The 12,848-nt window shown below is 65.9% G+C and carries 4 protein-coding genes; all 4 read right to left on the bottom strand.

All coding sequences use genetic code 11. The features are described from left to right. Window positions 1-46: 46 nt before the first annotated feature. Genes ACXAHG_RS11750 through ACXAHG_RS11735 form a run of 4 tightly spaced genes read right to left on the bottom strand, consistent with a single transcriptional unit; the run spans window position 47 to window position 12,766 of the window. A complete protein-coding gene (locus tag ACXAHG_RS11750) occupies window positions 47-736 on the bottom strand; it encodes a 4'-phosphopantetheinyl transferase family protein (RefSeq protein WP_475057477.1) in 690 nt (229 codons plus the stop codon). Further along, window positions 733-5,298, bottom strand: a complete 4,566-nt coding sequence (locus ACXAHG_RS11745; protein ID WP_475057474.1) for a MupA/Atu3671 family FMN-dependent luciferase-like monooxygenase — start codon at window positions 5,296-5,298, stop codon at window positions 733-735. Before ACXAHG_RS11745 ends, ACXAHG_RS11750 begins: the two co-directional genes overlap by 4 nt. Then, window positions 5,295-6,311, bottom strand: coding sequence for a glycosyltransferase family 2 protein (locus ACXAHG_RS11740; protein WP_475044894.1), 1,017 nt, complete (start codon window positions 6,309-6,311; stop codon window positions 5,295-5,297). Before ACXAHG_RS11740 ends, ACXAHG_RS11745 begins: the two co-directional genes overlap by 4 nt. A 5-nt stretch (window positions 6,312-6,316) precedes the next feature. Next, the gene (locus ACXAHG_RS11735; protein WP_475057471.1) at window positions 6,317-12,766 is read right to left on the bottom strand and encodes a beta-ketoacyl synthase N-terminal-like domain-containing protein; all 6,450 of its coding nucleotides are present in this window, start codon (window positions 12,764-12,766) and stop codon (window positions 6,317-6,319) included. Window positions 12,767-12,848: the final 82 nt, after the last annotated feature.

Here is a 12,848-nt window from a genome sequence, read left to right as displayed (position 1 = left end):
AGCGTTGCGGCAGCAGCGCTCAATGCCAGAAACCCGCGCCGCCCCATCACCCGCGCCCCCGGATTTCTGCGGTAGTCATGATCAGCCCCGCACCAATGGCAAAACGCCCGCCAACCGCTTCGCCGCGCTTGAACGGCCCCCGGTCGGCGGTAAAAAAGGCTTGGTAGGCGCCTGCGGCCAAATCAAACTCCAGCTCCATCCCGTCAAACCCGTAAAACGACCGGCTTAAGCAGTATTGCGCCTTGTAGGCCGCTTCCTTGGCGGAAAAGATCACCTTGGCCATCTGGCCCGGATTGTCCTGCCGCTTCAGCCAGGCCTGTTCCCGGTCCGAGCAGATCGCCGGCAGCAGTTCATCTTTCAGGGGCGTGTCTTCCTCCACGTCGATGCCCAGCCCCTGAACCGCGCCAGACCGTGCCAGCACCGCCATCGCGCAGCTTTTGGTGTGGGTGATGGAGCCGACCAGACCGGCGGGCCAGACCGGCGCCCGGTCGCTGCCCACCTGCACCGGAGCGGGGGGCACGCCCAGCTGCTGCATGGCCTGATGCACCGCTGACCTTCCCGCAGCAAATTCATTGCGCCGTTTCTCCACCGCATTCGGCGACAGCCCCGCGGCTTCCTCTGCCAGCGGCACGGGCGGTGCGCCCAGCGGGTCTGCCCCGGCCAGCGCCACATCGGCGGCAAAAAGCGGCCGGACCAGGGCCAGCCGCTCTGCCAGTCTGCTGTTTGTTTCCGTCATCCGGTCCTTGCCCTGCGGTTGGCCCGCATCGCTCGCCGTTTCGACATCATGTCGCTGCGGTCCGGTGCTGCGGTATCCTGCGGCTGTTCTTCCGTATTTGCCGGGGTGCCTGCAAGCCCTTCGATATGCGCCGCCAGCCCCGCCAGCGTCGGGAAACGGAAGATATCGGTGATCGACAGCGCCGCGGTGCCCAGCTCCGCGCGCAGTTCCCGGTGCGCCTGCACTGCCAGCAGCGAATGGCCGCCAAGGGCAAAGAAATTATCCTGCGCGCCGATGCCGCTGACCCCCAGGATGCGGCTCCAGACCGTGGCAATCCGCGCCTGAGCACCCGCATCCAGCGCAACGGCCGGGGCGGCATCAGCCCGCTCGGGCTGCGGGTCCGGCAGCGCCATGCGGTCGATTTTCTTGTTTGGGGTCAGCGGGAAAGCGTCCAGCGTGATGATGCGCGCGGGCACCATCACCTCTGCCAGCCGCGCCGCCAGCGCCTGTTTCAGGGCCTCTGGCTGCACTGGCGCAGAGACGGTGATGTAACCCGCCAGCTGCCCGGTGCCAGCTTCACCGCGCGGCACCACCACGGCGCCTGTCACGCCTGGTTGCGCCGCCAGCACCGCCTCGATCTCGCCCAGCTCGATCCGCTGACCGCGGATCTTCACCTGGTGGTCGGTTCGGCCCAGGAAGGCGAGCGTCCCGCCTTCGGTCCAGCGCACCAGATCGCCGGTGCGGTACAGGGGTGTTGCAGCGAACGTTGCGTTAACGAAGCGTTCAGAGGTCAGTTTGTCCCGCTGCCAGTACCCCGCTGTGACCCCCGCGCCGCCGATATAAAGTTCACCTGGAGACCCCGCAGGGACAGGAGTTTGCTTTTCGTCCAGAACATAGGCTTGCGTATTCGCAACCGGTGTGCCGATCCCGGCCGTCCCCGCAGGGGCAGAGCTGATTGTCTCCACCGTCGACCAGATCGTCGTCTCAGTCGGGCCGTACATGTTGTGGATCTCCGCCCGGGTCGTCTCGCGCAGTGCCTGCACCAGATCCCCCGGCAGCGCTTCGCCGCCCACCAGCAGGTGCTGCAGCCGGCCCAGGCAGGCGCTGGCATCGGCATCCGCGGCAATTATCCGCGCCATTGAGGGCGTGCATTGCATGTGGCTGACCCCATGGCGCACGATCTGTGCCGCCAGCGAGAAATCATCCACCGCCAGTTCCTGCGGCGCGTTCGACAGCCGCAGCACCTCGGCCAGCGGTTTCAGCCCCTCCAGCACCACATCCGGCGCGATGCCATAGTCGATCAGGCAGGCGATCTCATCCACGCCAATACGCTTCAGCTGTTCCACTCGCTGGCAGGCGTCCTGAATGGTGCCGAACAACCCGGAGTCCTCGAAATAGCGCTCAAAGGCAAAGTCGAGGATTGCCTCCAATTCCTCCTCCGACAGCATGCCGAGGTCCATCTCAAACGGGTTCTGCACCCCCTCGGGTTTCTTGAAGGCGGGGAAGGCCCAGGCGTATTGCTTGATCAGCCCGGCGGCGGAGCGCAGGTAATCCTTCATCGGCTCCCGCGCCACCCGCCGGGCTTCCTCCCGGGTTCCAGCCAGATAGCTGTGCAGCATCAGCGTGACCTTGAAATCCGCGGGATCATGGCCCGATTCGCGCAGGGCGTCATGGTAGATGCGGATCTTGCCCGCGACCTCATCAATGCTTTGGCCCAGCAGGTGGGTCAGCACGTTTGCCCCGATCGCACCGGCCTCACGCCAGGTCTCCGGGTTGCCCGCGGTCGTCACCCAGACCGGCAACTCCTTGGAGACCGGGCGCGGCTGGGTGAGGACGTTGTGTTCACCGCCATCTTTGCGGGGAAAACCCACTTCCTCGCCGCGCCACAGCTTGCGCACGGTTTCGATGGCCTCGAACATCGCGGGCTTGTTGGCAGGCGGGGTGTTTTCAGGCCGCAGGATGAAATCGTCCGGCTGCCAGCCGGAGGCAAAGCCGATGCCTGCACGCCCCGCGGTCAGGTTGTCGATCACCGCCCATTCCTCGGCAATCCGCGCCGGATGGTGCAGTGGCGCCACGCAGGAGCCGGAGCGCACGCCGATGTTCTGCGTCACTGCGGCAACCGCCGCGCCGGTGACGGATGGGTTCGGATAGGGGCCGCCAAAGGCGTGGAAGTGGCGTTCCGGCGTCCAGACCGCGTTGAAGCCGTGGCTGTCGGCGAACTTGGCGCCCTCCAGCAGCAGATGGTATTTCTGCGGACCGGGTCCGTCGTCGTTGCCCCAGTAGAACAGATTGAAGTCCATTTTACGGTCTGACAGGGCCACCGGCCCCTTGGACAGCTCCAGCCGGCTTTCATCGCTGGACAGCACCAGCTTCAGCCCGCGCGTGAGCGTCCAGAACAATTCCAGCACCGAGATATCGAAGCTGAGGCTGGTCACCGCCAGCCATGCATCGCCGGGCTGGTGCGGGATGCGTGCGTCCATGCCGGTGAAAAAGTTCGACACATTCGCGTGGGCGACCATCACCCCCTTGGGCAGGCCGGTGGAGCCGGAGGTATAGATCAGATAGGCGAGATCGCCGCCGGAGGCACCGCCGTCAACGTTACCGGCCGCTGTCTCCGCGGGAACGGTTTCGATATCCAGAACCTGGGCGTCCGAGGCAGGCAGCCCGTTCGCCAGCGCGGATTGGGTCACGATCACCTGCGCCTGGCTGTCAGCGATGTAATGCGCGATGCGGTCAGCGGGGTAGGCAGGGTCCAGCGGCACATAGGCGCCGCCGGCTTTCATCACCCCAAGCGCAGCAAACACCAGCTCCGGCGTGCGGCGGATGTGGATGCCAACATGCACGCCCGGCACTACGTTCATTTCTCGCAAGCGTCCCGCCACGGCGTTGGCGCGGGCGTTGACCTCGGCATAGGTGAAGCTCTGATCCTCGAACACCAGCGCGGTGGCCTCCGGGGTCAGGGCGGCCTGCGTCTCAAAGGCCGCGTGGATGGTGAGATCAGCAGGGTAGTCCGCTGCTGTCTGGTTCCAATCCTCCAGCAGCAGCTTGCGCTCGGCCTCGGGCAGGACGGGAAGCTCTGCAACCGGGCGGCTGCCGTCTTCTGCAATGGCGTTCAGAATCAGTTCCAGGCGTGCAGCCAGCAGGCCTGCGGTTTCGACTGTCAGGGCGGCAGTGTCGCAGTGCAGCGCCATGGCGCCATTGGTCAGGGAGACTGTGGCAGCGCAGCCCTCAACCGCTGCATCGGACCCCAGCTTCAGGCCCATACCGGGCATGGGTTGCGCTGCAATCTCCGGTGCGCGGGCCACCAGATCCTCGGCAAAGCCGCCGGTTTTGCGTGCCTTGGCAATCTCTTGCACGCTGCGTTCAACGAGGTCTGCCACGCTGTCCTGCCGCCGCGCCTGCAAGGGCATCCAGCCGGAGATCAGGCCGGGCAGACTCTCCATCCCCTCCACCGACAGCGCCACATCGCCGGCTTCTGCACCGCTGCTGAGCAAGGCAAAGGCAAGCGCGGCAGCTGCTGCCTGTTCTTCACTTAGGTTTGCAGGCAGGGCGATGTCCCGGCGGCTGTATTCACCGCTGCTGTTGCCTGAGGCCAGCGGCACCTGCACCGGCTGCATCGCTGCAAGCCGCCGGCGCCAGTGGCTTTCACCGCCCTGGACCGCAGCGAAGCGGGCGGTGAGTGACTCGGCCTCTGCTACGGTCAGGGAGGGAACCTTGTCTCCTGGATTGACCCGTTTGGAGATGTCCAGCGTCTGGCCCGCGGGGGTGGTCAGGCGGGAGAGCAGGAGGGCCCCGCTGCCGGTTGCGACTTTTACGCTGGCCTTACTGACCTCCAGGACGGTTCCCGACGCGCCGCTGCCCTCCGCAACTTCTGCAGCGCCAGCCAGCACCACGGTCCTGCCGATGCGCAGCTTGGCGGCGCACATCGGGTTCCAGTATCCGCCGGTGTCCAGCGCCCGCACCAACCGCGCGAGTTCCGCCGCGGGCCGGTTGAAATCCAGCATCCCGCCCGCCGCCGGGCGGTCCGACTTCTTGAACAGCCGGCGCTGGCTCAGGTCCTGTTTCTGACGTTTCAGATCGCCGGTTTCCAGCTGGGTGACGACCTCGCCAAAGCTGTCCATTGCGGCGGCATAGCATTTGGAGTTGAGGCTGAAAGCGGTCTCATCCTCAGCCACATCAAACAGCCGCTGGGCCAGGATATCACCCTCATCCACGCCGCCCTCGATCAGATGCCAGGTGATGCCGTGCTGCGGCTCGCCGTTGATCAGCGCCCAGTTCGGGGTGTTGAGGCCCGCGTAGGCCGGCAGCGGCCCGTCGTGAAAGTTGACCGCGCCCTTGGCAGCCTGCGCCAGCACCGCATCCGGGATCACGGTCAAGTTGGCAATCGACAGCAGCCAATCGAAGCTGCCGCTGAGGTCTGCGGGTTTGTCCAGCAATGCCAACCCCTTATCCGCAGCCCAGGCGCGGATGTCCGCGTCTTGGGACACCACCGCCCGGATCTGGTGGCCGCGCGCCAGCAGCGCATCGGCGCAGCCGATCAGAAGGGATTCATTGCCAATCAGGGCACAGGTGAATGCGGTCATTTCTGCTCCTTTGCAAGCGGAGAAGGGAGGCGCGTTTCGGTACGTGTTGTGCGGCGCGGCGCAAAGAGTGCGCGCAGGCTGTGCAGGCAGAGATCGCGCAGGAAATGCGGCGGATCAGCCTGCGGTTTGTTCTGGATCAGGCGGCGCAGGCCATAGATCAGGCTGCCGCTGATGCGGGCCAATGTGGCTGCGGCGGCATAGGCGCGGCCGTGGTTCTTGACGAAGTAATACAGGCGCGAGTCGAACCAATACTGCGGCGTGCGCTGCCAGCCCTTCATGCCGGTGGAGGCAGAGCCGATATGCGCCACCTCGCTGGCCGGCACATAGTGGGTGCGCCAGCCCGCCCGGGCGGCGCGGCGGCAGAGGTCGGTCTCCTCAAAATAAAGGAAGAAGGTCTCGTCAAACCCGCCTGCGGCCTCGATTGCCTCGCGGCGGATCATCAGGCTGGCGCCGGCGGTCCAGTCGACCTGCACCTCTGCCTGCGGCATCTCCATGGCGACGATCCAGTGTTTCAGGAGGCGGGTAATGAAGCCGGTGCGTACGCTCGCCTCAAACTCGCCCGCGACGGAGGGAAAGCGGAAGGCGGTGCGGTGCGGCGTCCCGTCGATGCCGCGCACATACGACCCCGCCAGCCCGGCACCGGGGTGGTCCAGCAGGAAGTCGCGCAGGGTGCGGATGGTGCTGCCCTGCACAAAGGCGTCGGAGTTCAGGAGATAGTAGAACTCCGGCGCGCTGCCGTCTGCCAGGCCAGTGCGGAGCCCGATGTTCATGCCAGCGCCAAAGCCGCCGTTCACCGGCGAGGCAATCACCCGCACCCGGCCGCCGCCCAGCCAGCCGCGGGTTTCCGCCTCTGCCCGGATTTGGTCATAGGAACCGTCGCCGGAGCCGTTGTCGATGATCAATAGCTCGCCCGGCAGCTCCTCCAGCTCGCGCAGAGCGGCCGCTGCGGATTGCAGGGTCATTTCCGGTGTGCGGAAATTCAGCAGGATGATCAGGATGCGCTGCTGGGCCATGGCGGTCACTCCGCTGCCCGGACGGTGCGCGACGGGCCGGAGGCCGCCGCCCGGTCGGCGGCATCGAGCCGTGCCTTGACGCCTGCCGCCAGCACGCTGACGTTCGGCACCAGCACCATGCTGTCATGGTCGCCCGGCACCTCGGCCACTTCGACGGCGGGGGCCCAGCGGGTCCAGTCGTTGTCGGCAAAGACATATTCACGTTCGCCGCTGACCCAATTGCCGCCGCTCACCTGCCATTTGCGGTCCAGCGGCGGGCGGAACAGGGTCAACGGGCCGTGCCAGGGCTGCAGGGCATAGGCCTCGACCGCGGTGCGGAAGGCCATTTCGATCTTGCGGTTGTTGAACTCCGGCAGGGCGCCGGTTTCCGCCGGTTTGGTGCGGCGCTTTTCGAACTCCCAGGCAATGCGGTTCCTGGCCCATTCGCCGAGGTAGCCCGCGCCCTTGCTGCGCAGCTCTGCCAGCTTGATCAGCGCCTTGTCCTGCCGGTTCAGGGCCGGGCGCACCGGCAGCGGCGTATCAAGCAGGATCAGCGCGGCGGTGTCCTGGCCCTGGTCCTTCAGCTGCTGCGCCATTTCATAGGCGGTGATGCCGCCGCCGGAGAAGCCGCCCAGCAGATAAGGACCGTCGGGCTGGATCTGGCGAATCTCATTCAGGCAGCTGCGGGCGGCGTCCTCGATCCGGTCGTGCGGTGCGTCCGCGCCCACCAGCCCTTTGGCCTGCAGGCCGTAGACCGGGCGGTCCTTGCCCACCAGCAGCGCCAGATGCCGCAGGTTCAGCACGTTGCCGAACATGCCCGCGACCAGGAAAAAGGGCCGCCGTCCGGTGCCATCGCCTGGGTGCAGCTGCACAAGGTGGGTGAACTGCGGTTTCTCTTCCGGGGTGTGCGCGGGCTCGCCTGGTTCCTCGGCAACACCGCCGCCAGTGCGCTCGATGATCCGCTCCGCCAGCGCGGCAGCACTGGGCGCCTCAAACAGCACCGACAGCGGGAATTCCACGTCAAAGGCGCGTTTCACCTGCGCAAACAGCCGCACCGCAATCAGAGAATGGCCGCCGAGGTCAAAGAAGCTGTCCTCAACCCCGACCTGGCTGACCCCGAGGAGAGAGGCAAACAGCTGGGCCAGCTGCTCCTCCACCGGGTTGCGCGGGGCGACGTAGCCGGTGTCGAGCTGCGGCCGTTCAAAGGACTGCGTTGCTGCCACTGCCGGTGCGCTTTGATCCGCCTGGGCGATCAGCGCGGGCAGGTCGAGCGAGGAGACCACCACCTGCGGCAAGCCTGAGGCCAGCGCGCGCGCCAGTGCCTCGCCGCCGTCCTCTGCCTTGATTCCGTTTGAGATGTTCAGCTGCAGGCGGCGTTCCTCGGGTGACAGCGGCTGAGGGCTGCTGGCGGGCTCCAAACCCAACTGGGCGGCTGTCGCATCTGGCTCGCCATGTCCTGCTGAGGCATCAAGACCGCTGGCAAGTCGTTGCATCCGGAAGCCTTCGATCTCTGCCAGCACAGTGCCGTCGCGATCCGTCAGGGTAGCAGCAAACTCCGCGGACCCGCTGTCATGGGTTTCCGCCAGCCGCACGTGGCTGCAAATCTGCCTGGGCAGCGGGGCAAAGACCCTGATCGACCGGTAGGAAACCGGCACCCACAAGGCGCCGCCCTGATAGCCGGGGATCAATCCGATGGCCCAGCCGGTGGCCAGATCCATCAGGCCGGGATGCAGCAGAGTGCCGTCCTGCGCAGCGCAATCCGGCAGTGACAGATGGGCCAGCCCTTCACCTTCGCCCAGGGCAGCACGGTCCAGCACATGCCAGCGCGGGCCGAACTTAAGATGCGCCTCCTGCGGGGATCGCAGGCGCCCGGCGGTTGGCGCCTGCTCCTCCGTGCATCGGGTGAGAATATTCTGGAGGTTGAGCGCGGCAGGGCGTTCTGCCGCCGCCGCGCTGGCCAGCATAGCCTGACAATTTAGACGGTAACCATTTGTATACCCAGAGTAAACGAACAGTTCATAACCATTTTCATCAGCTTCTAATTTAATGACAGCATTCTGCGGCTTATCGTCCTGCACAACCATCGGGCGCAGGAAATAGAGGTCACGGATTTCGAACGGCCCATCAACGCCTATGGCCGCCAGCGCCTCGGCGGCCATCTCGACATAGCCGGTGCCGGGCACCAGCGCAGTGCCATCCTTGGTGCGGTGCTCATCCAGCAGCCACTCCGCAGTGCCGAAGCGGGGGGTGAAGATGCGGTTGCCCGCGGCGTCGAACGCCTGCTGCTGCAGCAGCGGCTGCGGGCAGGGTTCCGGCGCGCTGGCGCCTGCGGTTGCGTTGCGGCCTGCCATGGCGCCGGCGGCCATGCCGGTGTCGGCCCAGACGCCCCAGTCCACGGCAATCACTTGCGTCTGCCCGCCCGTGCGGTGCTTGGCCCAAGCGTTGAGGTATTCGTTGGCGGCGATGTAATCCACCTGGCCCGCCGGCCGGGTTACGGTGGAGGAGGAGGAAAACAGCACCATCAATTCCAGGCTGCCGTCCGGGAACACCGCATCGAGCGCCCGCAGCCCGCTGACCTTGGGGGCCAGAACCTGGGCGATCTGGTCCTCATCCTTGGCCAGCAGCGGGCCGTCATTTATGACGCCGGCCCCGTGGAACACTCCGGTAACCGGACCAAAGGCTGCCTCTGCCTGATCCCGTGCCGCGCGCAAGTCGCCGCTGTTGCAGACGTCGGCGGCCAGCGGCAGCACCGATCCCTTGCCACCGGCCTCCAGCGCCATGACGGCGCGGATGCGCTGGGCGGTGCGGTTGGCCGGGCTGTGGCTGGCCAGATACCGCTCCCATGCCTCGCGCGGCGGCAGGCCATCGCGGGCAATCAGCGAGACTTTGGCGCCGTAGTTGCGCATCAGGTGGCCGGCGATGGTCAGGCCGATGCCGCCATAGCCGCCGGTGATCAGGTAGTGACCGCCCTGTTTAAATGGCGGCGTTTCCGGTTCAGGCAGGGGCTGCGGGCGCCAGCTGAGTTCAAACCGTTTCTCCCCGCGCCAGGCGGCGGAGAGGTTTGCCGGTTCCGCCAACAGCTCCTCCATTATGCGGTTCGTGATGTCAGCCTGCACTGGTTTGCGGAGGGCAAACAGGCCTTTTTCGGCCTGCGGCAGTTCAATGTCCACAGCGGCGCAGGTCAGCCCCGGCAGCTCGCGCGGGATCACCCCCAAGGGGCCTGCGATCATTGCCTTTTCCGGGTAGGGCAGTGCCTCATCCCGGACCTGCGCGGCGCCGGTCGTTAAGACCGTCAGATGCGCCGGACCGGGCAGGTCGGCATTGCCCAGCTCCTGAGCCAGTGCGGTCAGTGAGTGGAAGCCCATCTCAAGATTGCGGTCAAAGAAGGAGGAACCGGGGCGGAAGGTTTCCCCCTCGGTCACCAGCCAGAAATGGGCGATGCGGTCCGGCAACAGACCGGCGTCCGCCAGATCCGCCATCAGCGCACCATAGGCGGCGCGGCCCTGTTCCGGCGGCAGCACATAGGCGTTGGGCGCAAGCTGAGCATAGGTGTCGCCCGCGCGAACCCGCGCAACGGTATGGCCTGCTGCCTCCAGCCGGCCTGCGGCGCGGGTGGCATGGCCGGCGTCATCCTCGAAGATCAGCCAGGTGTGCGGCTCTTGGTCCAGCTCCTGCAGCACATCCAAGGAGCAATCGGCCAGACGCGGGCGCCAGGCCGGGCGGTAGCCCCAATCCTTGAGGTCTTCGTGGCGTTCGGGTGCGGCCTCTTCCTCCACCGCCGGTTTGCCCGGCTCGATGAAATAGCGGCTGCGCTGGAAGGCGTAGCCGGGCAATGGCAGGCGGTTGCGTCGCGCCTCGCCCCAGATCTGTTCCCAGTCGGCCTCCACCCCGCAGGCCCAAAGACGGCCGATGACGCCAAAGAAATAGCTGTCGTCCATCACCTCTTGGTCCGGGTGGCGCAGCGAGCTGAGCACTTGACCCTGCTTCACCGCAGGCGACATCTGCGCCAAGGCGCTGAGTGCCTTGCCGGGGCCAACCTCCAGGAATACCCGGTCCGGGGTTTTAGCCAGAGTTTCAATGCAGGCGGCATAACGCACGGTATTGCGCAGCTGGCCGACCCAGTAATCGGCGCTGGTAGCCTGTTCCGCGGTCAGGTCAGCCCCCGTGCGGTTCGAAATCACCGGCAGGGTTGGCGCCGACAGGGACAGGGAGCGGATGAAATCGCCGTATTCCTGCAGGATGCCGTCCAGCATCCGCGAATGCGCAGCGATGTCGATGGGAATACGCTGGTGTTCGACCTCGCGGGCGGTCAGCTCTGCCGACAGTCTGTCCAGCGCCTCCTGCGGGCCGGAAACAGCGGTGAGCGAGGGCGCATTGACGCTGGCGATGTCCAGATCGTCCCCGATGATGGCTTCGACCTCATCCAGGGGCAGGGCAATCGACAGCATCCCGCCGGCGGGCACGGTGTCGAACAGGCGGCCGCGCAGCAGCATCAGATCGATGCAGTTTTCAAAGGACATGACACCGGCCAGGCAGGCGGCGGTATTTTCGCCCATGGAGTGGCCAACTAGCGCCGCGGGCTTCACGCCCCAGCTGATCCACAGCTGCGCCAGCGCGTATTCCACGATCATGATCAGCGGCAGCTGCACCGAGGGCTGCTGGAGTTTGGCATTGGCGGCGTCCTCCGCGCCGTCCTCCGGCAGCCAGATCGCGCGGATGTCGTAATCAAGGCTCTGTTGCAGATGCTCCAGCCCGCGGTCCATCCAGTCGGCAAAGACCGGCTCAGTCTCGTAAAGGTCGCGCGCCATACCGGCATATTGCGCGCCGCCGCCGGGGAACATGAACACCACCTCCGGCGCGTCGCCCAGCCGGTCATGGGTAAAGACCTTGCGGGGATCTTTTTCCTCAATCAGGTCAACGGCTTCAGCGGCGGTCTCCGCCACCAGAACCCGGCGTTTGGCAAAGCCGCGGCGGCCTTCCTTCAGCGTATAGGCCACGTCGGCCAGGTCCGCTTCGGGGTTCGCCTTCAGGTACTCTGCAAGGGCTTGGGTGTTGGCCTCCAGTGCCGCCTTGGACTGGCCGGAAACACAGAGGATCTGGAACGGAAAATCGCTTTCCTCTGACGCGGCACGCTCTGGCGCTTCCTCCAGGATCACATGCGCATTGGTGCCGCCGACGCCCAGCGAGTTGATACCGGCGCGCCGCGGCCCCTTGTGCGGTGTCCAGGGGGTGAGGGCGGCGTTCACGCGGAACGGCGAGCTCTCAAAATCAATCGCCGGGTTCGGGGCCTCAAATCCCAGTGAGGGCGGGATTTCTTTGTGGTGCAGCGCCAGCGCGGTTTTGGTGAGGCTCGCCACACCTGCCGCCGTATCCAGGTGCCCGATGTTGGTCTTGACTGAGCCGATGCGGCAGAAACCGCTGTCCTGGGTGGTGGCCCGGTAGGCATCGGTCAGGGCGGAGACTTCGATCGGGTCGCCCAAATAGGTGCCGGTGCCGTGGCATTCGACATAGTCGATGGTCTCCGCCGGAGTACCCGCGGCCGCCAGTGCCGATTGCACCGCCGCCGACTGGCCGCCGACGGAAGGCGCGAGATAACCCGCCTTGTCCGCACCGTCGTTGTTGATGGCAGAGCCCTTGATCACCGCCCAGATGTGGTCGCCATCGGCAACCGCATCCTCCAGCCGCCTCAACGCCACCGCGCCTGCACCGGAACCGAACACCGTGCCCTTCGCCCGGTGGTCGAAGGCATGGCAATGGCCGTCGGGCGACAGGATCTCATTTTCCTTATAGAGATAGCCGCGGCCCTGCGGCAGCTCGATGGTGACACCGCCGGCCAGCGCCATATCGCATTCGCCCTCGCGCAGGGCTTTACAGGCGTAATGCACCGCCACCAGCGAGGTGGAGCAGGCTGTCTGCACGTTGACCGACGGCCCCTTTAGGTCAAAAACGTGGCTGACGCGGGTCGACAGGAAGTCCTTGTCGTTACCGGTATGGCGCAAGAGGAACATGCCGACATCATCGACCAGTGATGGGTTCGAGCAGATGTTGAAATAGAAATAGCTGCCCATGCCGCAGCCTGCATAGACGCCGATAGGGCCGTGCAGGCTTTCGGGCGGATGGCCCGCGTTTTCCATCGCGCCCCAGGCAACTTCCAGGAACTTACGGTGCTGCGGGTCGAGGATCGCGGCCTCTTTCGGGCTGAAGCCGAAAAATTCCGCATCGAACTCGTCAAACCCCTGCAGCGGAGCAGAGGCGGGGACATAGTCAGGATCGGCCAGAACAGAGGCGCGCTCGCCGTTTGCCAGCAGCGTTTCGCGGTCCAGCACCTCAATCGATTCGATACCGCTGCGCAGGTTCTGCCAGAACAATTCTGCCGACCCGGCCCCCGGCACCGCGACGGACAGACCGACAATCGCAATATCGCCCGCCGGTTCTTTCTTGGCAGCGCCCCCCGCTGCGGCTTTCCCATGCTGCATCGCCACCACCTGGCCCGAAGGCCCTTCACAGATAGCCCGGCGCGCCGCGGCCAAGCTGCTTTGCAGCGCTGGCAGAAGCCCC

The organism is Leisingera sp. ABD4_442, assembly GCF_056160905.1.
Note: the sequence above shows the minus strand (reverse complement) of the source record. Positions and strands in the feature narration are given on the sequence as shown.